We start from the raw sequence: 21,438 nt of genomic DNA, 5'->3' as shown, positions 1-21,438 counted from the left end.
CGGATCAATCACGGTCAATGCGAGTCACCCCAGCCACGGTCTTCTGGCCGACCTCGACCGCGACCTCCACGCCCTCGGGCAGGTAGAGGTCGACACGCGAGCCGAAGCGGATCAGACCGATTCGGTCGCCCTGCTCGACCTTCGTGCCCTCCGGGAGGTAGGGCACGATGCGGCGGGCCACCGCGCCGGCGATCTGGATCATCTCGATGTCGCCGAGTTCGGTGTCGAAATGCCAGACTACGCGCTCGTTGTTCTCGCTCTCCTTGTTGAAAGCCGGAACAAAGCCGCCGGGGATGTGCTCGACGGACGTCACCGTGCCCGCGAGGGGCGCGCGGTTGACGTGGACGTTGAGCGGGCTCATGAAGATCGCGACCCGGGTGCGGCCGTCCTTCCAGGGCATGATGCTCTGCACCACACCGTCGGCGGGCGAGATGACACGGCCCTGGGCGATCTCACGCTCGGGGTCGCGGAAGAACCACAGCATGCCCGCCGCGAGCGCGGTGGCGGGCACGGCGACGGCCTTGGCGGCGCCGGAGCGACGGGCGCGGGCCAGGCTGAGGGCTGCGGTGGCGACGGTCGGGAGAAGCCACGGCGATGCTCCGCGCGCGAGGCGTACGCCGACCTGGCGGTCGCGAGGTGCAGAGGTTTGGCTGTGGGGCATGGATGACCTTCGTAGCGGATGATGCCGCGCTCTGACGGGGGACGGCGGCTTTCCCGGGATCGTACCGGGCGTGGGCTACAACTGGGCAAGCCAGGAAGCCGAGTCGGCGGCTGAAGAGTGCCTACGGGGTGTGATCTTCTTCTCGAAGAAAACACCCCGTATCCGGACAATCAGCCCTGGAATCGATACTCTTCGAGCAGCCTGCGCCCGATGATCATTTTCTGGATCTCGGCGGTACCTTCACCGATGAGCAGCATCGGAGCCTCCCGGTAGAGGCGCTCGATCTCGTACTCCTTGGAGAAGCCGTAGCCGCCGTGGATCCGGAAGGCATCCTCCACGACCTCCTTGCAGTACTCGGAGGCGAGGTACTTCGCCATCCCTGCCTCGAGGTCGTTTCGTTCTCCGGAGTCCTTTTTGCGTGCCGCGTTGACCATCATGGCATGCGCGGCCTCGACCTTGGTGGCCATCTCCGCCAGCTTGAACTGGATGGCCTGGTGCTGGGCGATCGGCTTGCCGAACGTGTGCCGCTGCTGGGCGTACTGGACACCCAGCTCGAACGCGCGCTGGGCGACACCGCAGCCGCGCGCCGCCACGTTGACGCGGCCGACCTCGACTCCGTCCATCATTTGGTAAAAACCTCGGCCGGTGACGCCGCCGAGCACCCGATCGGCCGGAAGGCGCAGGCCGTCCATGATCAGCTCGGTGGTGTCGACGCCCTTGTAGCCCATCTTCTCGATCTTGCCCGGGATGGTGAGGCCGGGGCGGACCTCGCCGAAGCCGGGCTCCTTCTCGATCAGGAAGGTCGTCATCGACTTGTGGGGCGCCGTCCCCTCGGGGTGTCCTTCGTCACTTCGGACCAGGACGGCCACCAGCGACGAGGTGCCGCCGTTGGTCAGCCACATCTTCTGACCGTTCAGGACGTACTCGTCGCCGTCCTTGACCGCCTTCGATGTGATGGCCGACACATCGGAGCCCAGGCCCGGCTCCGACATCGAGAACGCGCCCCGGATGTCGCCGGCCGCCATGCGCGGCAGGAAGTGGTCCTTCTGCTCCTGCGTGCCGTGCTGCTTGAGCATGTACGCGACGATGAAGTGCGTGTTGATGATGCCGGACACCGACATCCAGCCACGGGCGATCTCCTCCACGCACAGCGCGTAGGTGAGGAGCGACTCGCCCAGGCCCCCGTACTCCTCGGGGATCATCAGACCGAACAGGCCGAGTTCCTTCAGGCCGTCCACGATCTGCTGCGGGTACTCGTCGCGGTGCTCCAGCTCGGTCGCGACAGGGATGATCTCCTTGTCGACAAAGTCCCGAACGGTGGAGAGGATCTCCTGCTGGACGTCGGTCAGACCGGCGGTCTGGGCGAGACGGGCCATGGCTCTACTTCTCCTGCTCACGCTTTGAAATGTCACGCAGCTCCGGGCGGCCGGGCTGCTCGCCGCCGCGCTCCTTGATGTACGTCTCGGTGGGCACCATGACCTTGCGGCGGAAGACGCACACCAGGGTGCCGTCCTGCTTGTAGCCCTTGGTCTCGACGTAGACGATGCCGCGGTCGTTCTTCGACTTGGACGGCCACTTGTCGAGCACGGTCGTCTGGCCGTAGATCGTGTCGCCGTGGAAGGTCGGCGCCACGTGCTTGAGCGACTCGATCTCCAGGTTGGCGATCGCCTTGCCGGAGATGTCCGGGACGGACATGCCGAGCAGCAGCGAGTAGATGTAGTTCCCGACGACGACGTTCTTGCCGAAGTCCGTCGTCTTCTCCGCATAGTTGGTGTCCATGTGGAGCGGGTGGTGATTCATGGTGAGGAGACAGAACAGGTGGTCGTCGTACTCCGTGACCGTCTTCCCCGGCCAGTGCTTGTACGTCGCCCCGACCTCGAACTCCTCGTAGGTGCGTCCGAACTGCATCGTGCTCAGGCCTCCGGGATCTCGAACTTCGACGTGCGCTGCATGCCGGCGGCGCGTCCCTTGCCGGAGATGACCAGGGCCATCTTGCGGCTGGCCTCGTCGATCATCTCGTCGCCGAGCATCGCGGAGCCCTTCTTGCCGCCCGCCTCGGACGTGTAGTAGTCGTACGCGTCCAGGATCAGCTCGGCGTGGTCGTAGTCCTCCTGGGAGGGCGAGAAGATCTCGTTGGACGCCTCGACCTGGCCCGGGTGCAGCACCCACTTGCCGTCGAAGCCCAGGGCCGCGGCGCGCTGGGCGACCTCGCGGTAGCCGTCGATGTTGCGGATCTGCAGGTAGGGGCCGTCGATCGCCTGGAGGTTGTTGGCGCGGGCGGCCATCAGGATCTTCATCAGGATGTAGTGGTAGGCGTCCGCCGGGTAGCCGGGCGGCTGCTCGCCCACGACCAGCGACTTCATGTTGATGGAGGCCATGAAGTCGGCCGGGCCGAAGATGATCGTCTCGACGCGCGGCGAGGCCTGGGCGATCGCGTTGACGTTGTTGAGGCCCTGGGCGTTCTCGATCTGCGCCTCGATGCCGATCTTGCCGACCTCGAAGCCCATGGTCTTCTCGATCTGCGTCAGCAGCAGGTCCAGGGCGACGATCTGCTCGGCGTTCTGCACCTTCGGCAGCATGATGCAGTCGAGGTTCTGGCCGGCGCCCTCGACCACCGTCACGACATCGCGGTACGTCCACTCGGTCGTCCAGTCGTTGACGCGCACGACCCGCGTCTTGCCCGTCCAGTCGCCCTCGTTGAGGAACTTGACGATGGTGTGCCGGGCCTCCGGCTTGGCGAGCGGCGCACACGCGTCCTCCAGGTCCAGGAAGACCTGGTCGGCCGGGAGGCCCTGCGCCTTCTCCAGGAAGCGGGGGTTGCTCCCCGGCACGGCGAGGCAGGAACGCCGCGGACGAAGACGGTTGACGGTCATGCGGGGACCTCCAGGGGGTCGAGCTTGTTCGCTTTCCGGATCTCGTCGACGATGCGGCCGATGATCCCGGTGATGTCGAAGTCCTTCGGGGTGAAGACCGCGGCCACTCCGGCTTCCCTGAGCTGCTCGGCATCACCGTTGGGGATGATGCCACCGGCGATCACCGGTATATCTGTGGCACCGGCCACACGCAGCCGCTCGAGGACGTCCGGCACCAGCTGGGCGTGCGAGCCGGACAGGATCGACAGGCCCACGGCGTGCACGTCCTCCGCCAGGGCGGCGTCCACGATCTGCTCGGGGGTGAGCCGGATGCCCTGGTAGACCACCTCGAAGCCGGCGTCACGCGCGCGGACGGCTATCTGCTCGGCGCCGTTGGAGTGCCCGTCCAGGCCGGGCTTGCCGACCAGGAAGCGGAGCTTGCCGGAGCCCAGCTCGCGGGCGGTGGCGTCCACCTTGGCACGGACCTCGGCGAGTGCCGAGCCCGCCTCGACGGGGACGGCTATGGGGGCGGAGGAGACCCCGGTCGGCGCCCGGAACTCGCCGAACACCTCCCGCAGGGCGCCCGCCCACTCGCCGGTCGTGACCCCGGCACGGGCGCACTCCAGGGTGGCCTCCATCAGGTTGCCGGTGCCCTTGGCGGCCTCCTTCAGCCGCTCCAGCGCCTTGCACGGGCGCGGGTGGTTGAAGGGCGGCTGGTAGCGCGTGTCGCGCCAGGTCCCGATGGCCGCGACCACCCGGGCCTCGACGGCCGGGTCGACCGTCTGGATCGCGGCGTCCAGGTCGGCGGTGAGCGGGTTCGGCTCGGTCGTCTCGAAGATGTTGACGCCGACGATCTTCTCCTGGCCGGACTCGATCCGGCCCCGGCGCTCGGCGTGCGAGGAAACCAGCTGCGACTTGAGGTAGCCGGACTCGACGGCCGCCATCGCGCCGCCCATCTCCTGGATCCGCTCGATCTCCGCGAGGGAGTCCTCGACCAGCTGGGAGACCTTCGCCTCGATGACGTGCGAGCCCTCGAAGATGTCCTCGTACTCCAGCAGGTCGCTCTCGTGCGCGAGGACCTGCTGGATGCGCAGCGACCACTGCTGGTCCCAGGGCCGGGGCAGGCCCAGGGCCTCGTTCCAGGCCGGCAGCTGCACGGCACGCGCGCGTGCGTCCTTGGAGAGGGTCACGGCCAGCATCTCCAGCACGATCCGCTGGACGTTGTTCTCCGGCTGCGCCTCGGTCAGGCCGAGCGAGTTGACCTGGACGCCGTAGCGGAACCGGCGCTGCTTGGGGTTCTCGATGCCGTACCGCTCACGCGTGACCTTGTCCCAGATGCGGCCGAACGCCCGCATCTTGCACATCTCCTCGACGAAGCGGACGCCCGCGTTCACGAAGAAGGAGATGCGCGCGACCACGTCGCCCATGCGCTCCTGCGGCACCTGGCCGCTGTCGCGCACGGCGTCGAGGACGGCGATGGCGGTGGACATCGCGTACGCGATCTCCTGCACCGGCGTGGCCCCGGCCTCCTGCAGGTGGTAGCTGCAGATGTTGATCGGGTTCCACTTCGGGATGTGGGAGACCGTGTACGCGATCATGTCCGTCGTCAGACGGAGCGACGGCCCCGGCGGGAACACATGGGTGCCCCGGGACAGGTACTCCTTGACGATGTCGTTCTGGGTCGTGCCCTGGAGCTTGGTGATGTCCGCGCCCTGCTCCTCGGCGACGACCTGGTAGAGCGCCAGCAGCCACATGGCGGTGGCGTTGATCGTCATCGAGGTGTTCATCTGCTCCAGGGGGATGTCCTGGAAGAGACGGCGCATGTCACCAAGATGCGATACGGGCACGCCGACCCGGCCGACCTCGCCGCGGGCGAGGATGTGGTCGGGGTCGTAGCCGGTCTGCGTCGGCAGGTCGAACGCCACCGACAGACCGGTCTGGCCCTTGGCGAGGTTGCGCCGGTACAGCTCGTTGGACGCCTCGGCCGTGGAGTGGCCGGCGTACGTCCGCATCAGCCACGGACGGTCCTTCTGACGCTCTGTCATCTAAGGCTCTCAGACGTTCCGGAAGCGGTTGATGGCGTCGATGTGCTTGGCGCGCATCTCCTCGTCGCGCACGCCCAGGCCCTCCTCGGGGGCGAGGCACAGCACGCCGACCTTGCCCTGGTGGAGGTTGCGGTGCACGTCGTAGGCGGCCTGGCCGGTCTCCTCCAGGGAGTAGACCTTCGACAGGGTCGGGTGGATCTTGCCCTTCGCGATGAGCCGGTTGGCCTCCCAGGCCTCGCGGTAGTTGGCGAAGTGCGAGCCGATGATCCGCTTCAGCGACATCCACAGGTAGCGGTTGTCGTACTCGTGGTTGTAGCCGGACGTCGAGGCGCAGGTGACGATGGTGCCGCCCTTGCGCGTGACGTAGACCGAGGCGCCGAAGGTCTCGCGGCCGGGGTGCTCGAAGACGATGTCGACGTCCTCGCCGCCGGTGAGTTCACGGATGCGCTTGCCGAAGCGCTTCCACTCGCGCGGGTCCTGGTTCTGCTCGTCCTTCCAGAACTTGTAGCCCTCGGCGTTGCGGTCGATGATCGCCTCGGCGCCCATGGACCGGCAGATGTCCGCCTTCTGGTCGCTGGAGACGACACAGATCGGGTTGGCGCCGCCCGCGAGCGCGAACTGCGTGGCGTACGAGCCGAGTCCGCCGCTCGCGCCCCAGATGAGGACGTTGTCGCCCTGCTTCATGCCGGCGCCGTTGCGGGAGACCAGCTGGCGGTAGGCGGTGGAGTTGACCAGGCCCGGGGCCGCGGCCTCCTCCCAGCTGAGGTGCTTGGGCTTCGGCATCAGCTGGTTGGACTTGACGAGTGCGATCTCGGCGAGACCACCGAAGTTGGTCTCGAAGCCCCAGATGCGCTGCTCGGGGTCGAGCATCGTGTCGTTGTGGCCGTCGCTGGACTCCAGCTCGACGGACAGGCAGTGCGCGACGACCTCGTCACCGGGGTTCCAGGCGTTCACGCCGGGGCCGGTGCGCAGGACGACGCCCGCGAGGTCGGAGCCGATGATGTGGTACGGCAGGTCGTGGCGCTTGGTCAGCTCGCTGAGCCGGCCGTAGCGCTCCAGGAACCCGAAGGTGGACAGCGGCTCGAAGATCGAGGTCCACACCGAGTTGTAGTTGACCGAGGAGGCCATGACGGCCACCAGGGCCTCGCCCGGGCCCAGTTCGGGCACCGGGACCTCGTCCAGGTGGATCGACTTGCGCGGGTCCTTGTCGCGGGTTTCCAGGCCCGCGAACATCTCCGTCTCGTCCTTGTGCACGGTGATCGCGCGGTACGACTCGGGGAGCGGCAGGGCTGCGAAGTCGGCCGGCGTCGATTCCGGCGACTGGATCGCGTCCAGGATGTCCTTCATGGTCACGGTATTGCCTCCGGCGGTGAGCGCCCTGAGGGAGGGGCGCTGAGGGTTCGTCGGTGCTGCTGAGAGTGCTGCTGAGGGTTTTGGGTGATGCCGTCGGTTCGGCGGGTGGTGCTTCGGCAGCGCTTTGTGGCGCGGGAGGTTGCCTGTGACGCAGGCGTCCGGGCGTGCAGGCCATCGGCTTGCTGGGACAGCCGACGCGCGATTGGTCTCTGCGCGCCGGCCGCCCGGACTCCTTCAACGTATGACACCGCGTGTCAGGTCGCAAGGCACTGAGTGCCAGAAGATGGCCTCAGATGAAATCTTTACGTAACAAATGAGCGATGATCGATCGAACGGCCTCTGAAATCTGCTGGAAAAGGGCCCCTGACATGCCAAAACGGCCACCCGGTGGGGTGGCCGTCGTCACAGCGGGGAACGCGTGCTCAGCGCGCTCAGCGTTCCTTGAGCGCCTCCTCGATGGTGCGCATCACCTCGTCCAGCGGGGCGTCCGTGCGGGCGACCGTCACGAGCACCTCGCCGTGCGCGGAGACCGTCGCCGGGGCCGCGGCGGCGGGCCTGTGCGCCGAGCCGCGTCCGGCGCCGATGCCGGTGCCGAAGGTCTTGCGCACGATCGCGAAGGCGTGGTCGAGCTGGGCCTCCACGTCGCCCTGGCCGCCGGCCCGCAGCCAGCGCCTGAGGACGTGGTTGTGGGCGGTGACGACGGCCGAGGCGGCCACCTCGGCGAGCAGCGGGTCGTCGTTGGCGTCGTCGGCGTGCGCGTGCTCGTCGAAGTGGCCGAGCAGATAGCGGGTGAACAGACGCTCGTAACGGGCGACCGAGGCGATCTCGGCCTCGCGCAGGGTGGGCACCTCGCGCGTCAGCTTGTAGCGGGCGACCGAGATCTCCGGCCGGGCCGCGTACATCTTCATGACTTCCTTGATGCCTCGGCACACGGTGTCGAGCGGGTGCTCGTGCGCGGGGGCGGCGTTGAGGACCGCCTCGGCGCGGATCAGCGTGTCGTCGTGGTCCGGGAAGATCGCCTCTTCCTTGGAGCGGAAGTGGCGGAAGAAGGTACGGCGCGCGACCCCGGCCGCGGCCGCGATCTCGTCGACGGTGGTCGCCTCGTACCCCTTGGTCGCGAACAGTTCCATCGCTGCGGCCGCCAGTTCCCGGCGCATTTTCAGCCGCTGGGCGGCGGCGCGACTGCCTGCGGCACTTTCCGGCGCGTCGGGCGTGGCTGGTGTACGTGAGGACTTGGCGGGCTGGGGCATGACCCGAACGTACTGCATGTCCGCAGCTCGATGCGCAGGTCCGGGGTTTCCCCCGCCCGTGGAGGGCGGGGGACCGCCGGCTCGGGAGAGCGGGGGAAACGCCACCGGATCCAGCAGCCCGCCCCAGTCCGCGCCCTCCGAGGCACCGTCGAACCAGTCACCGAGCCCGTCAGCGGCGGGCATACTCGCGGAAGCCGCGGCCGGTCTTGCGGCCGAGGCAGCCCGCGGCCACCAGGTGCTCCAGCAGCGGGGCCGGGGCCAGGCCCGGGTCGCGGAACTCGCGGTGCAGCACCTTCTCGATCGCGAGCGAGACGTCCAGACCGACGACGTCCAGCAGCTCGAAGGGGCCCATCGGGTAGCCGCCGCCCAGCTTCATCGCGGCGTCGATGTCGTCCAGGGACGCGTAGTGCTCCTGGACCATCTTGACCGCGTTGTTCAGGTACGGGAACAGCAGCGCGTTCACGATGAACCCGGCCCGGTCGCCGCAGTCCACGGCGTGCTTCCGGACCTTCGCGCAGACCTCGCGGACGGTGGCGTGGACGTCGTCGGCCGTCAGGACCGTGCGCACGACCTCGACCAGCTTCATCGCCGGGGCCGGGTTGAAGAAGTGCATGCCGATCACGTCCTGCGGGCGCGAGGTGGCGCGGGCGCAGGCGACCACGGGGAGCGAGGAGGTGGTGGTGGCGAGCACCGCGCCCGGCTTGCAGACCTTGTCCAGCGTCGCGAACAGCTGCTGCTTGATCTCCAGGTCCTCGGCGACCGCCTCGACGGCCAGGTCGACGTCGGCGAAGGCGTCGTACGAACCCGCCGGGGTGATCAGCTCCAGCGCCTGGGCGGCGGCCTCGGCGGTCAGCCGGCCCTTGTCGACGGAGCGGGCCAGCGACTTGCCGATCCGGGCCTTGGCGACCTGGGCCTTCTCCTCGCTGCGGGCGGCCAGGACGACCTCGTACCCGGCCTTGGCGAACACCTCGGCAATCCCGGAGGCCATCGTGCCCGACCCCGCGACGCCGACGGAGCGCACGGAACGGGCCGCGACCTGCGTGTTCCCCTCCTGCGGGGTCAGCGCGTCCGGGACGGTCACGGCGCTGCCCGGTGCCTCGTACGTGTAGAAGCCGCGCCCCGACTTGCGGCCGGTCAGGCCCGCCTCGCTGAGCTGCTTCAGGATCGGGGCGGGGGCGTGCAGCCGGTCGCCGGACTCGGCGTACATGGCCTCCAGGACCGTACGCGCGGTGTCGACGCCGATGAGGTCCAGCAGGGCGAGGGGGCCCATCGGCAGGCCGCAGCCGAGCCGCATGGCCGCGTCGATGTCCTCGCGGGAGGCGTACCGGGCCTCGTACATCGCGGCGGCCTGGTTGAGGTAGCCGAACAGCAGCCCGTCCGCGACGAAGCCGGGGCGGTCGCCGACCGCGACCGGCTCCTTGCCCAGCTCGATCGCGAGGTCGGTGACCGCGGCGACGGCCTGCGGCGCGGTCAGCACCGAGGAGACCACCTCGACCAGCTTCATCGCCGGGGCCGGGTTGAAGAAGTGCAGGCCGAGCACGCGCTCCGGGCGGGCCGAGTCGGCGGCGAGCCGGGTGACCGACAGGGCGTTGGTGCCGGTCGCGAGGATCGTCTCGGGGCGGACGATGCCGTCCAGTTCGCGGAAGATCTGGTGCTTGATCTCGTACGACTCCGGGGCCACCTCGATGACCAGGTCGGCGTCGGCCGCCGCGCCGAGGTCGGTGGAGGTGCGGACCCGGGCCAGGAGGTCCGCGCGCTCCTGCTCGGTCAGCCGGCCGCGCTCCACGGCGCGGGCGGTGGCGGCCTCCAGGGCGGCGACGGCCTTCGTGGCCTGGGCCTCGCTGACGTCGATGCCGATCACCTCGCGGCCGGCCTTCGCGAGGACCTCGGTGATGCCGGTGCCCATGGTGCCGAGACCGACGACGGCGATCGTCTTGAGCGGGGACAGAGGGGTGTCGGACAGGGGAGTGGCCATCGCGGGACTCCAGGAATGAGGGTGACGACTGGGAACGCGCCGGGTGCGCCGGAAGGCGCACACCGGTGCGGAAAGAAGTGCGGGTGTTGCCGGGCTGCGAGCGCACACGCCCGGGGGCCGTCGCCGCGGGCGTGCACACGCCCGGGAGCGGCTGAATCCGACCGGCCCTGTCCCGGAGCCGGGTCGTGCAAGCGGTACCGATGTACCGAACCGACCACGCTCACGACGGCTGCGTCACCAAACCGTCGTCAGTGGATGTGCGAGTGGGTAACTCGCTCGAATGAGCTTAACTGGCGGGTAACGAGCGCGCCAGCCCTGAGCCGGACCGAGTTTGTGATGTAGCTCCCTCGGCGGGGGTGACCCGCCTACGCTGGTCGTCGTGGACGAAGAGTGGCGATCACTCACGGAACGCGTACGGCAGGAGTCGCGCGGCTCGGTGGCGTACGAGCGGCTGGCGGCGACCGAGGACCACGACGAACTGGCGGAGGTGCTCATCGCGCCGGGACAGCCGCTGTGGGCCAGGGAACTGGCCGCCTTCCGGCTGGGCGTCGCCGGCGACCGGCGCGCCTTCGAGTCCCTGGTGCTGCTGCTCAACCACCGCGACCCGCCGCGCTGCGCCTCCGCCGCCCACGCCCTCGCCCGGCTCGGCGACCCGCGCACGGCCCGCGCGGCCGCCGCCCTCGCCACCAACGAACTGCGCGTCGCCTACGCCCTGCACCCGGTACGGCTCCTGGTCGAGCTGCGCGCGCCCGAGTCCGTGCCCGCGCTGATCACCACCCTGGAGCGGCGGCTGAGCCCGCACGACCCGTACCGGCGGGTGGCCCTGGCCTGCGTGGAGGGCCTCGGCACCCTCGGCGACGCCCGCGCCCGCCGGGTCCTGAGCGAGGCCCTCGCGCATCCGGCGCTCGCCGAGGCGGCGGTGCACGCGCTGGCCCGCATCCCGCAGCAGAGGCAGAGGTGACGCCCGCTCACAGCTCCCTGGCGTACCGCACCTCGGGGACGGCCACCCCGTCCACGTCGAAGGGCTCCTCGGCGCCGTCCGCACGGAAACCGGCCCGCTCGTAGAAGCGGCGGGCCCGCGTGTTCTCCTTCAGGACCCACAGGAACATGCGCGGGAACCCGGAGCACCGCTCGACCGACGCGGCCAGCAGCGCCCGCCCGACCCCGCTGCCGAGGTGCACGGGATCGATGTAGATGGCGTACAACTCGGCGTCCCCGGTCCGCACTCCACCGTCCCGGTACGGCCCGTACGCCGCCCACCCGACGACCTGGCCGCCCCGCTCGGCGACCAGGTTCACCACGGAGCCGTCCCCCTGCCCGAACCAGGCCCGCCGCTTCTCGGCGTCCCGCGCCACGCTGAGCGCGTCGAGGTACGGCTGCGGCATGAGCCCCCGGTAGGCGTGCTGCCAGCCACGGATACGGATCTCCGAGACGCGGTCGCAGTCGCCGAGGGTCATCGGACGGATGTGTGGGAGCGGGGTGTCCATGCCGGCACCCTAGAGAGCCGCTCCCGCGGGCGCCCGTGGTTATTCGCCGACCACCGCGAACGCCTCGACCTCCATCAGGAACTCCGGAGCGACCAGGGCGGCCACCTGGACGGCCGAGGCCGCCGGAAGCCGGTCGTCGGGTATGTGCGCGGCGCGGGCCGCGCGGATCGCCGGCAGGTACGCCACGTCCGTGACGAAGCAGGTCAGCTTGACGACGTCCTGGAAACCGGCCCCGGCGGCGGCCAGACAGCGCCTCAGGTTCTCGAACACCTGCCGGGCCTGCGCGGCCGGATCGCCCTCGCCGACGAGCTTGCCGTCCTCGTCCAGGGCGAGCTGGCCGGAGACGGCGACGAAGCGGCCGGTCGCGGAGACCACGTGGCTGTACTGGGCCGCGGGCGCGACCCCGTCGGGGGCGGGGATCCGGGTCGGTTCACTCATGGCTCCATGGTGGACCACGGGTCCGACAACGCCCCCGACGGGCCGGGAGGGTTGGCTACCGGCGGAAGCCCAGCAGGCCGTGCAGGGTCGAGCCGTGCGACGACGTCGAGGCCGCCTTCGACTTGAGCGGCTTCGGGTCCGGGGACTTCTGGCACACCGCGTCCACCGTGCCGGTGCCGTGCGGCAGCGTGCCGCTCGTCAGGTAGGCGGCCAGGTACTTGTCCAGGCAGCTGTTGCCGCTCAGCGTGACGCCGTGGTTGCCACCGCCCTCCTCGACCACCAGGCTGGAGCGGGCCAGCAGGTGGTGAGCCGTCACCCCGCCGGGGTACGGGGTCGCCGCGTCGTCCGTCGCCTGGAACAGCAGCGTCGGGGGCAGCTTGCTGTTGGCGATGTTCACCGGCTTGCGCGTACTGGCCGGCCAGTACGCGCAGGGTGCGTTGTACCAGGCGTTGTTCCAGGCCATGAAGGGTGCCTTCGCGTACACCCCCCAGGTGTCCGTCCGCCAGCGGTTCCACGAGCGCGGCCAGGAGGCGTCACGGCACTGCACCGCCGTATAGACGCTGTAGCCGTTGTCGCCCGAGGCGTCCACGGCGGCGAAGTTCTGGTACGCCTCCACCAGCGGCTCGGCGTTCCCGTCGCGGACGTAGGCCGAGAACGCCTGGGCGAGGTAGGGCCAGTAGCCGTTGAAGTAGCCGCCCGGGATGAAGGTGTCCTCCAGTTCGGCGGCGCCGACCTTGCCGCCGGCCGGCTTCTTCGCCAGGGCCGCCCGCATCGCGTACCACGCGGCCTCGACCTTCTCGGGGTCCTTGCCGAGCCGGTACGTGGAGTCGTACTTGGCGATCCACGCCATCAGCGCCCGGTGGCGGTCGTTGAAGGCGTAGTCCTGGCCCAGGTTGTCCTCGTACCAGACGCCGGTCGGGTTCACGATCGAGTCCAGCACCAGGCGGCGGACCCGCTCGGGGAAGAGCTTGGCGTAGACCGCGCCGAGGTAGGTGCCGTAGGAGTAGCCGAAGTAGCTGATCTTCCGCGCGCCCAGCGCCTGCCGGATCGAGTCCATGTCCTGGACCGCCTCGGCGGTGTTGATGTACGGCAGCACGCTCGCGTACTTGCGGCCGCAGGCGGCGGCGAAGGACCGCGCGCGCTGCAGGTTCTTCTGCTCCAGCGCGGTGGTGGCGGGGACGGTGTCCGGACGCACCGTCTTGAAGTGGCGGGGCGAGCAGTCGAGGGCCGGGGTGCTGCGGCCCACCCCGCGCGGGTCGAAGCCGATCACGTCGTACTGCGCCGCCACGCTCCTGGGCAGCGCGGCCGCGACGAATCCGGCGAGCGTCAGACCGCTGCCGCCGGGGCCGCCGGGGTTGACCAGCAGCGGGCCCTGGGAGGTCTCCGCGGTGTGCGGGACGCGGGACAGGGCGAGGGTGATCTGCTTGCCGGACGGGTGCGTGTGGTCCAGCGGCACCTTCACGGACGCGCACTGGAGCGTCGGGTAGTCGCTGGTGCCACAGGTCTTCCAGGCGAGCTTCGCCGCCGGAGCGGTGGGGGCCGCCTGCGCGGGCACGGCCGTGACCGAGCCCGCCACCATGGCGGCGGCTGCGCACAGCATGGCTGCGCGTGTCCTCATGGGTCCTCCCGGGACGGAGGGTGATGCGAACCGCGAGGGTCACGGTTCTCGCCGCATCGTCCCGAAGAGAGCGCCCTGAAGAACCCGTTCTGTCAATAGTTGACCCAATTGGGTCGAGGGATGCGCTCTAACGCTCTCAAATGAGGGTGAGTTGGGTCGGTTCGGACGTGGCCGGAGGCTCGGCGGCAGCGGAGGCCTCGGTCGGCCGGATTCGCCGGGCCGTCCCCGCGCGCGTGGGGCCGATGCCGTACTCCTGGGCCAGCTCGTGCACCTGACGGGTGATCCGGCGCTGGTACCACTTGGGCGCGTAGGCGCCCTCCGCGTACAGCCGCTCGTAGCGGCGCACCAGATGCGGGTGGTGCCGGCCGAGCCAGGCCATGAACCACTCCCGGGCGCCCGGCCGCAGATGCAGCACCAGCGGGGTGACCGAGGTGGCCCCGGCCGCCGCGATCGCCCGCACGGTGTCCCGCAGTTGGGCCGGATGGTCGCTCAGGAACGGGATGACCGGCGCCATCAGCACCCCGCAGCCGATGCCGTGCTCGCCGAGGGTGCGCACGACGTCCAGGCGGCGCTCGGGCGCCGGTGTGCCCGGCTCCACCGTGCGCCACAGCTCGGTGTCGGTGAAGCCCACGGAGACCGAGATGCCGACGTCCGTCACCTGGGCCGCCCGGGTCAGCAGCTCCAGGTCGCGCAGGATCAGCGTGCCCTTGGTCAGGATCGAGAACGGGTTCGCGTGCTCGGTGAGGGCCGTGATGATGCCCGGCATCAGCCGGTAGCGGCCCTCGGCGCGCTGGTAGCAGTCGACGTTGGTGCCCATCGCCACGTGGTCGCCCTGCCAGCGGCGCGAGGCCAGCTGGCGGCGCAGCACCTCGGGCGCGTTCACCTTCACCACGATCTGGGTGTCGAAGCCGAGCCCCGTGTCGAGGTCCAGGTAGCTGTGCGTCTTGCGGGCGAAGCAGTACACGCACGCGTGCGTGCAGCCGCGGTAGGGGTTCACCGTCCATTCGAACGGCATGCGCGAGGCGCCCGGCACCCGGTTCAGGATCGAGCGGGCCCGCACCTCGTGGAAGGTGATCCCGCGGAACTCGGGCGTGTCGAAGGTGCGGGTGACGACGGCGTCCGCGCCGAACAGCGCGGCATCGGCGGCCCGGCCGTGACCGCCGGACTCCCCGGACTCCCCGGATTCCACGGTGAGGTTCTCCCAGCGCATGACGCCTCCTAGGTAGCGCTCGGGCACAGAATAGAACATACGTTCCCATGATCGTGCGACCCCGATTTGGGCGGCCGGGCGCCGGGGTGGTTGGCTTGCCCCAACCCCGAGAAACCAGGTCCTGGAGGAACGCAATGGCGCAGGTCGAGGCCACCACGGAGCGGGTCGTCGCGGCGGACGCGGAGAAGGTGTTCGACGCGCTCGCCGACTACAGCGGTACGCGGCAGCAGCTGCTGCCCGAACACTTCAGCGAGTACGAGGTGCGCGAGGGCGGCGACGGCGAGGGCACCCTCGTCCACTGGAAGCTCCAGGCCACCAGCAAGCGTGTGCGCGACTGCCTCCTGGAGGTCAGCGAGCCCACCGACGGCGAGCTCGTGGAGAAGGACCGCAACTCCTCCATGGTCACCACCTGGCGCGTCACCCCGGCCGGCGAGGGCAGCTCCCGGGTCGTCGTCACCACCACGTGGAAGGGCGCCGGCGGCATCGGCGGCTTCTTCGAGAAGACCTTCGCCCCCAAGGGTCTCGGCCGGATCTACGACGCGATCCTCGCCAACCTCGCCGCCCAGGTGGAGAAGTAACGTCAAACACCGGCCGGTGAGGGGGCGTTGCGCCCCCTCACCGGTTCGGGTGGTTCTCGGCGCCGTCCGGAATTGCGCCGTAACTCGCCGTACTTGTTCGCAGTTGTCGCTTAACGCGGGAAATGTGTGACAGGCGCGACGAGGGGAGCCGTACGTGGGCGGGACGACTCTGGTGCAGCACGAGCCGGCCGTGGCGCCGGCCCCGGCGGAGACCGCCGACGAACCTCCGCCCCCCGCCCCGGCCGCCGAACTCGGCACGCGCCGAGTGCGGTTGGTCTTCTTCGGGCTCATGCTCACGCTGTTGCTCGCCGCGCTGGACCAGATGATCGTCGCCACCGCGCTGCCGAAGATCGTCGGCGAGCTGCACGGCCTGGACCGGATGTCCTGGGCCATCACGGCCTATCTGCTGACCTCCACCATCGGCCTGCCCCTGTACGGCAAGCTGGGCGACCTCGTCGGCCGCAAGGGCGTCTTCCAGTTCGCGATCCTGGTCTTCGTCGTCGGCTCCGCGCTCGCCGGGCGGGCGCAGACCATGGACCAGCTGATCGCCTTCCGCGCCCTCCAGGGCGTGGGCGCGGGCGGGCTCATGATCGGCGTGCAGGCGATCATCGCCGACATCGTGCCGTCCCGGCAGCGCGGCCGCTACATGGGCCTGATCGGCGCCGTCTTCGGCCTCGCCTCCGTCGCCGGACCGCTGCTCGGCGGCTACTTCACCGACCACCTCTCCTGGCGCTGGTGCTTCTACGTCAACGTCCCCTTCGGGCTGGTCACCCTGGCCGTCGTCACCGTCGTCCTCAAGCTGCCCAAGCCTGCTGCCAAGGCCCGCCTCGACGTCCTCGGTGCCCTGCTGCTCGCCGCGGCCTCCACCTGCCTCGTGCTGCTGACCAGTTGGGGCGGCACCGAGTACGCCTGGGACTCCCGGGAGATCCTCGGCCTCGGCGCGGGCGCCCTCGCCGCCACCGTCCTCTTCCTCGTCGCCGAGCACTTCGCCGCCGAACCCCTCATCCCGCTCCGGCTGTTCAGGGACTCCGTCTTCAACGTCACCGGCCTGGTCGGCCTGGTGATCGGTGTCGCCCTGTTCGGCGCGGCCAGCTATCTGCCGACCTTCCTGCAGATGGTCGACGGGGCCAGCGCCACCGAGTCCGGGCTGCTGATGCTGCCGATGATGGCCGGCATCGTCGGCGCCTCGGTCATCGGCGGGCAGCTCATCACCCACACCGGCCGCTACAAGATCTTCCCCCTGCTCGGCGGCGCCCTCTCCGCCGTCGGCATGTGGCTGCTGTCCCGCCTGGAGACCGACACACCCCGGCTGCACTACAGCATCTGGATGGCCGTCCTCGGCGCCGGCATCGGCCTGGTGATGCCCGTCCTCGTGCTCGCCGTGCAGAACTCCGTGCGCCCCGCCGACCTCGGCACCGCCACCAGCGCCAACACCTACTTCCGGCAGATCGGCGGCAGCGTCGGCGCCGCCGTCTTCGGCACCCTCTTCGCGAACCGGCTCACCGACTCCCTGCGCGAGGAACTGCCCCCGCGCGCGGGCGTCCGGCTGCCCGACCCCGAGTCGCTCACCCCGCAGCTCGTCCACGCGCTGCCGCCGGCCCTGCGCGACGCCTACATCCGCGCCTACGCCGACGCGATGCCCCGGATCTTCCTCTACCTCGTCCCGGTGCTCGTCCTCGGCCTGGTCATCGCCTGCTTCCTCAAGGAGAAACCGCTGGTGTCCCACCACACCACCGAGACGGAGCCCGTCACCGTGAACGCCCCCATCCCGCAGGCCCGTTCGCCGCACACCGCCGGAATCCCGGTGTGCGGCACGGTGCAGCACCCCGACGGGACCGTGGTGCCCCGCGCGGCGCTCACCCTCATCGACATCGCCGGACAGCAGGTCGGCCGGGGCGCGAGCGGCGAGGACGGACGGTACGCGCTCGCCACCCCCGGCACCGGCTCGTACGTCCTGATCGCCGCCGCGGGCGGCCACCAGCCGCAGGCCGTCTCCGTGACCGTAGGCGAGCGGCCCGTCGAACTCGACGTCGTCCTCGGCGGCGCCGGACGCCTCGCCGGCAGCGTGCTCACCGCCGACGGCAGCGCCGTCCGGGACGCCACCGTCACCCTCACCAACGTGCACGGCGAGGTCGTCGCCGCCACCCGCAGCGGCCGCGAGGGCAGTTACGTCATCACCGAACTGGTCGCCGGCGAGTACACCCTCGCCGCCAGTGCCCCCGCCTTCCGCCCCGCGGCCCTGCCGGTCACCGTCCAGGCCGCCCGGGAGACCCGGCAGGACATCGAACTCGCGGGCGGCGCCGTCCTGAGGGGCACCGTCCGGGCGAACGGCGGCCGCCCCGTCGAGGACGCGCGCGTCACGCTCCTGGACGCCGCCGGCAACGTCGTCGACACCCTCACCACCGGAACGGACGGAACGTTCCGGTTCGTGGATCTCTCCTCCGGCGAGTACACCGTCATCGCCGCAGGTTACCCACCGGTCGCCACGGTCCTCCGGGTCGCTGGCGGCGGCCGAACCGAGCGTGACCTGCAGTTGGGCCACGAGGACTGAGGGGGGCGCCCGCAGGGCGCTGAGCTGCGCGCCGGGGTGATCCGGTGAAACCAATTCCAGGATTGCCACACATTGCTACCGGCCGCCGCCGTACCGTAGTGACGGGCAGCACAGATCGTTTGCGAACAGCCGTGGGGAGAGAGGGTCTGGGCCATGGACCGTGGCAGCGAGCGGGACGAACCTCCCGGCCGCGGCGCAGGCGACGCGGCCGCGGGCCGGGTTCCGCTGGCCGTGGTAGTCGTCGACCGCGACGGCCTGGTGTCCCACTGGAGCAGCGGCGCGCGCCGCCTGTTCGGCGTGCAGCGGGACGACGCGATCGGGCACCCCGCCGCCGACCTGCTCCCGGTCTCCGGCGCACTCGCCGACGACCTCCCCGGCGACGCGCTGCCGGACACCTACGGCCTCCACCAGGCGCACGACGGGCTCGGCCCCGACCTGGAGGCCTCCCTCGACGGCCGTACCGGCTACGCGACGGCGGGCCGCGCCCGCCTCTTCCCGCACGCGGACCACCGCACCCGCATCGACGTGCTGTGGTGGGCCTACCCGCTGGTCGGCCCGGGGCCCTCGCGGCTGCTGGTGCTCGCCGCCGACGCCACCCGGCTGCGCGACGAGCGCGGGTACGACGACGAGACCGTCGAACGCATCTCGCCCGGCTTCGCCCGCCACACCGAACTGCCCGCCTCCGCGGAACTGGAGCGCCGGCTCCCCGAGATCCTGCCCAACATGGGCCCCGGACTCAGCGGCCGCATCGTCTCCCAGGTCCTCGAACTCGGCTATCCCGTCCTGGAGTTCAGCCAGTACGACCGGGTGCCCGTCACCCCGTACTGGGGCGTCCCGCGCCGCCTCGGCCGCGGCCCCGCCGAAGCCGTCGTACCGCAGCAGCGCACGGCGGCCGTGATCCCGGTCGGCGCCGAGCAGGACCTCGAGTACGTCGCCGTGCGCGAGCGGCTGGAGTTCCTCAACGAGGTCAGCTCCGGCATCGGGTCCTCACTCGACCTCGGCGAGACCATCCGCGAGGTCACCAGCGCCGCCGTGCCCCGTTTCGCGGACTTCGCCGGCACCCATCTGCGCGCCGCCGTCCTCGCGGGCGAGGGCTTCCCGGACGGCCCGCCGGACACGAGCACCGTGATGTTCCGCGTCTGGGTCGAGCACAACGACGAACCGGGCCGCTGGGACGACACCGTGCCGGTCGGCGAGGCCTTCGCCTTCCCCGAACACACCCCGTTCTACAAGTGCATGGTCACGGGCGAACCGGTCCTCATCCCGAGGGTCACCGAGGAACTCTCCAACCGCATCTCCGGCGAGTTCGAGAAGCGCGACCTCAGGCCGCTCATCACCGGCCGCTCCCTGCTCATCGTGCCGCTCAAGGCACGCAACGTCGTGCTCGGCTTCATGGTGCTGATGCGCCGCCCCGACCGCCCGGCCTTCGACGACATGGACCGCACCACCGGCGCCGAACTCGCCGCCCGCGCAGGGCTCGTGCTCGACAACGCCCGCATGTACACGTACCAGGAGAACGTCGCCGACACCCTCCAGGACAGCATGCTGCCGCAGGTGAACCCGCGGATGGCCGGCTGTGACGTGGCGACCCGCTATCTGCCCGGCACCCGGCTCGGCCGGATCGGCGGCGACTGGTTCGACACCATCAAGCTGCCAGGCTCGCGCACCGCCCTCGTGGTCGGCGACGTCATGGGCCACGGCCTCAACTCGGCCGCCATGATGGGCCAGTTGCGTACGGCCGTACAGACCATGGCCACCATGGAGACCCCGCCGGCCCAACTGCTGCGCAACCTCGACGACCTGGCCCGGCGACTCGGCGAGAACTACCTCGCCACCTGCCTGTACGCGGTCTACGATCCGATCCGCGGCGAACTGCACCTGGCCAACGCCGGACACATCCCGCCCGTCCTGGTGCGCGCCGAGGACGGCCGCAGCGAACTGCTCGACCTGCCCACCGGCGCTCCCATAGGGGTCGGCGGCGTCCCGTTCGAGTCCACCGTCGTCCGCGTCTCACCCGGCGACCGGCTGGTGCTGTGCACCGACGGGCTGGTCGAGGTGCGCGGCTCCGACATCGGGGAGGGCCTCGCCGCGCTCTGCGAGTCCGCCGCCCACCCCGCGGCCTCCATGGACGTCGCCTGCGACACCATCATCCGCGCCCTCAACACGCGCGGCGGCCGCAAGGACGACGTCGCCCTGCTCATGGCCCGGCTCAACGGCATCCCCGACGACCACGTCGCCGAGTGGCACCTCGACGCCGACCCGCGCGAAGTGGCCCGGGCCCGGCGCCTGGTCCGGGACCGGCTGCTGGAATGGGGCCTGCCGCAGACGGTGGAGACGGCGCAGTTGCTGGTCAGCGAGGTCGTCACCAATGCCGTCCAGCACGCGGGAGGCGGCCGGGTCGGACTGCGGGTGGTCCGCACCGACGCCCTGCTGTTCGAGGTCACCGACGACGAACCCGGCCTGCCCGCCATGCTCGCCACCGGACCGTACGACGAATCGGGCCGCGGTCTGCGCGTGGTCAGCCGGCTGGCCCGGGAGTGGGGCGCCAGCGCGACCGGGCACCGCAAGACCGTCTGGTTCGAACAGGCGGTCAGCGGAAGGTGAAGGTGACCGCCCGCCCCTTGCCCCACTGACGGCCGTCGCGATATCCCGATCACGGAACCGACCGTGGGGAGATCGACATGAACGTTTCGGACAACTACCGTGATGCGTGGGAGAGTTACTGGCGCGAGACCTCCGACGCGACGGGCGAGGCGATCTGGGACTCCGATCCCTCCCTCACCGCCGAGCCGCACAGCGAGCTGCTCCTGCCGTACGCGGACACCGCGCGCGCCATCGTCGACCTGGGCTGCGGCAACGGCACCCAGACCCGCTACCTGGCCACCCGGTTCGCCCGAGCCGTCGGCGTCGACCTCTCGCCCGCCGCCATCGAGCACGCCCGCCGCGTCGGCCACGGCGACACCGTCGAGTTCCAGCAGCTCGACCTGACCGACACCGACGCCGTACGGGCCCTCCACGAGCGGCTCGGCGACAGCAACGTGTACATGCGGGCCGTCATCCACCAGAGCGAACCGGACGCACGCGCCGCGGTGGCCGCCGCGGTCGCCGAGATCATCGGCACCGAGGGACGCGCCTTCGTCGTCGAACTCACCTCCGGCTCACGCGATGTCCTCAAGCGGGCGGCCACCGGCCCTGACGGCCCGCCGCCCAAGCTGCGCCGCGTCTTCCACCACGGCCTCAAGCCCGCCGACGCCGAGGACGAGGAGATCCCCCAGCTGCTCGGCGAGGCCGGCCTCAAGGTCCTGGCGAGCGGCGAGACGACCCTGCCGCAGACCGAGTACCACGCCGACGGCACCCGCATCGACCTGCCTGCGCGCTGGTTCGTCCTGGCCGGAAAGTAAGCAGGCCCGTCACGGCCGG

17 protein-coding genes are annotated in these 21,438 nt (G+C 70.5%); 5 read left to right on the top strand and 12 right to left on the bottom strand.

Translation table 11 applies throughout. The features are described 5' to 3' along the window. Nucleotides 1-4: 4 nt before the first annotated feature. From CRP49_RS45060 to CRP49_RS45025, 8 genes are all read right to left on the bottom strand, one after another. Nucleotides 5-661: a phosphatidylserine decarboxylase gene (locus tag CRP49_RS45060; RefSeq protein WP_094220828.1), complete on the bottom strand. Its 657-nt coding sequence runs from the start codon at nucleotides 659-661 to the stop codon at nucleotides 5-7. A 170-nt stretch (nucleotides 662-831) separates the two neighbouring features. Further along, complete coding sequence (locus CRP49_RS45055) at nucleotides 832-2,037, bottom strand: acyl-CoA dehydrogenase family protein (RefSeq protein WP_031168227.1); 1,206 nt, start codon at nucleotides 2,035-2,037, stop codon at nucleotides 832-834. Between the two features lie 4 nt (nucleotides 2,038-2,041). After that, nucleotides 2,042-2,569: a MaoC family dehydratase gene (locus tag CRP49_RS45050; RefSeq protein ID WP_097259095.1), complete on the bottom strand. Its 528-nt coding sequence runs from the start codon at nucleotides 2,567-2,569 to the stop codon at nucleotides 2,042-2,044. A 5-nt stretch (nucleotides 2,570-2,574) separates the two neighbouring features. Then, nucleotides 2,575-3,534, bottom strand: a complete 960-nt coding sequence (locus CRP49_RS45045; protein WP_094220830.1) for a CoA ester lyase — start codon at nucleotides 3,532-3,534, stop codon at nucleotides 2,575-2,577. Beyond that, complete coding sequence (locus CRP49_RS45040) at nucleotides 3,531-5,558, bottom strand: protein meaA (RefSeq protein ID WP_097259094.1); 2,028 nt, start codon at nucleotides 5,556-5,558, stop codon at nucleotides 3,531-3,533. The genes CRP49_RS45045 and CRP49_RS45040 overlap by 4 nt, the downstream gene beginning before the upstream one ends. Before the next feature lie 9 nt (nucleotides 5,559-5,567). Next, nucleotides 5,568-6,905: a crotonyl-CoA carboxylase/reductase gene (gene ccrA / locus CRP49_RS45035; protein ID WP_097259366.1), complete on the bottom strand. Its 1,338-nt coding sequence runs from the start codon at nucleotides 6,903-6,905 to the stop codon at nucleotides 5,568-5,570. 437 nt (nucleotides 6,906-7,342) lie between these two features. After that, complete coding sequence (locus CRP49_RS45030; RefSeq protein ID WP_179852059.1) at nucleotides 7,343-8,161, bottom strand: TetR family transcriptional regulator; 819 nt, start codon at nucleotides 8,159-8,161, stop codon at nucleotides 7,343-7,345. 169 nt (nucleotides 8,162-8,330) lie between these two features. Further along, a complete protein-coding gene (locus tag CRP49_RS45025; RefSeq protein WP_097259092.1) occupies nucleotides 8,331-10,136 on the bottom strand; it encodes a 3-hydroxyacyl-CoA dehydrogenase family protein in 1,806 nt (601 codons plus the stop codon). Between the two features lie 379 nt (nucleotides 10,137-10,515). Between CRP49_RS45025 and CRP49_RS45020 the strand changes: the two genes are divergently transcribed. After that, nucleotides 10,516-11,097 carry an adenylosuccinate lyase gene (locus tag CRP49_RS45020; RefSeq protein ID WP_097259091.1) on the top strand — a complete coding sequence of 194 codons (582 nt, stop codon included), beginning with the start codon at nucleotides 10,516-10,518 and terminating at the stop codon, nucleotides 11,095-11,097. Between the two features lie 7 nt (nucleotides 11,098-11,104). Here CRP49_RS45020 and CRP49_RS45015 read toward each other — a convergent pair whose 3' ends face one another. From CRP49_RS45015 to CRP49_RS45000, 4 genes are all read right to left on the bottom strand, one after another. Beyond that, entirely contained in the window at nucleotides 11,105-11,623 is a 519-nt protein-coding gene (locus CRP49_RS45015; protein ID WP_097259090.1) for a GNAT family N-acetyltransferase, read from the bottom strand. A gap of 39 nt (nucleotides 11,624-11,662) precedes the next feature. Then, entirely contained in the window at nucleotides 11,663-12,061 is a 399-nt protein-coding gene (locus CRP49_RS45010; protein ID WP_097259089.1) for a RidA family protein, read from the bottom strand. A 55-nt stretch (nucleotides 12,062-12,116) separates the two neighbouring features. Next, a complete protein-coding gene (locus tag CRP49_RS45005) occupies nucleotides 12,117-13,679 on the bottom strand; it encodes an alpha/beta hydrolase (protein ID WP_097259088.1) in 1,563 nt (520 codons plus the stop codon). A gap of 136 nt (nucleotides 13,680-13,815) precedes the next feature. Continuing rightward, nucleotides 13,816-14,889, bottom strand: coding sequence for an Rv2578c family radical SAM protein (locus tag CRP49_RS45000; RefSeq protein WP_097259087.1), 1,074 nt, complete (start codon nucleotides 14,887-14,889; stop codon nucleotides 13,816-13,818). 134 nt (nucleotides 14,890-15,023) lie between these two features. Here CRP49_RS45000 and CRP49_RS44995 point away from each other — a divergent pair, with 134 nt between their 5' ends. The 4 genes from CRP49_RS44995 (at nucleotide 15,024) to CRP49_RS44980 (ending at nucleotide 21,419) form a co-directional block, all read left to right on the top strand. Beyond that, nucleotides 15,024-15,467, top strand: coding sequence for an SRPBCC family protein (locus CRP49_RS44995; protein ID WP_097259086.1), 444 nt, complete (start codon nucleotides 15,024-15,026; stop codon nucleotides 15,465-15,467). A gap of 154 nt (nucleotides 15,468-15,621) precedes the next feature. Then, nucleotides 15,622-18,018: an MFS transporter gene (locus CRP49_RS44990; RefSeq protein ID WP_097259085.1), complete on the top strand. Its 2,397-nt coding sequence runs from the start codon at nucleotides 15,622-15,624 to the stop codon at nucleotides 18,016-18,018. Between the two features lie 153 nt (nucleotides 18,019-18,171). Then, nucleotides 18,172-20,622 carry a SpoIIE family protein phosphatase gene (locus tag CRP49_RS44985; protein WP_097259084.1) on the top strand — a complete coding sequence of 817 codons (2,451 nt, stop codon included), beginning with the start codon at nucleotides 18,172-18,174 and terminating at the stop codon, nucleotides 20,620-20,622. Between the two features lie 77 nt (nucleotides 20,623-20,699). Further along, nucleotides 20,700-21,419, top strand: coding sequence for a class I SAM-dependent methyltransferase (locus CRP49_RS44980; protein ID WP_097259083.1), 720 nt, complete (start codon nucleotides 20,700-20,702; stop codon nucleotides 21,417-21,419). Nucleotides 21,420-21,438 lie beyond the last annotated feature (19 nt).

The organism is Streptomyces sp. Ag109_G2-15 (assembly GCF_900215565.1).
GTDB classification, from domain to species: Bacteria; Actinomycetota; Actinomycetes; order Streptomycetales; family Streptomycetaceae; genus Streptomyces; species Streptomyces diastatochromogenes.
Note: the sequence above shows the minus strand (reverse complement) of the source record. Positions and strands in the feature narration are given on the sequence as shown.

What these genes read in the sequence shown, in the direction of transcription:
- CRP49_RS45060 (WP_094220828.1), bottom strand. Translation starts at nt 661, where the DNA reads ATGCCCCACAGCCAAACCTCTGCACCTCGCGACCGCCAGGTCGGCGTA.
- CRP49_RS45055 (WP_031168227.1), bottom strand. Translation starts at nt 2,037, where the DNA reads ATGGCCCGTCTCGCCCAGACCGCCGGTCTGACCGACGTCCAGCAGGAG.
- CRP49_RS45050 (WP_097259095.1), bottom strand. Translation starts at nt 2,569, where the DNA reads ATGCAGTTCGGACGCACCTACGAGGAGTTCGAGGTCGGGGCGACGTAC.
- CRP49_RS45045 (WP_094220830.1), bottom strand. Translation starts at nt 3,534, where the DNA reads ATGACCGTCAACCGTCTTCGTCCGCGGCGTTCCTGCCTCGCCGTGCCG.
- CRP49_RS45040 (WP_097259094.1), bottom strand. Translation starts at nt 5,558, where the DNA reads ATGACAGAGCGTCAGAAGGACCGTCCGTGGCTGATGCGGACGTACGCC.
- ccrA (WP_097259366.1), bottom strand. Translation starts at nt 6,905, where the DNA reads ATGAAGGACATCCTGGACGCGATCCAGTCGCCGGAATCGACGCCGGCC.
- CRP49_RS45030 (WP_179852059.1), bottom strand. Translation starts at nt 8,161, where the DNA reads ATGCCCCAGCCCGCCAAGTCCTCACGTACACCAGCCACGCCCGACGCG.
- CRP49_RS45025 (WP_097259092.1), bottom strand. Translation starts at nt 10,136, where the DNA reads ATGGCCACTCCCCTGTCCGACACCCCTCTGTCCCCGCTCAAGACGATC.
- CRP49_RS45015 (WP_097259090.1), bottom strand. Translation starts at nt 11,623, where the DNA reads ATGGACACCCCGCTCCCACACATCCGTCCGATGACCCTCGGCGACTGC.
- CRP49_RS45010 (WP_097259089.1), bottom strand. Translation starts at nt 12,061, where the DNA reads ATGAGTGAACCGACCCGGATCCCCGCCCCCGACGGGGTCGCGCCCGCG.
- CRP49_RS45005 (WP_097259088.1), bottom strand. Translation starts at nt 13,679, where the DNA reads ATGAGGACACGCGCAGCCATGCTGTGCGCAGCCGCCGCCATGGTGGCG.
- CRP49_RS45000 (WP_097259087.1), bottom strand. Translation starts at nt 14,889, where the DNA reads ATGCGCTGGGAGAACCTCACCGTGGAATCCGGGGAGTCCGGGGAGTCC.
- CRP49_RS44995 (WP_097259086.1), top strand. Translation starts at nt 15,024, where the DNA reads ATGGCGCAGGTCGAGGCCACCACGGAGCGGGTCGTCGCGGCGGACGCG.
- CRP49_RS44985 (WP_097259084.1), top strand. Translation starts at nt 18,172, where the DNA reads ATGGACCGTGGCAGCGAGCGGGACGAACCTCCCGGCCGCGGCGCAGGC.
- CRP49_RS44980 (WP_097259083.1), top strand. Translation starts at nt 20,700, where the DNA reads ATGAACGTTTCGGACAACTACCGTGATGCGTGGGAGAGTTACTGGCGC.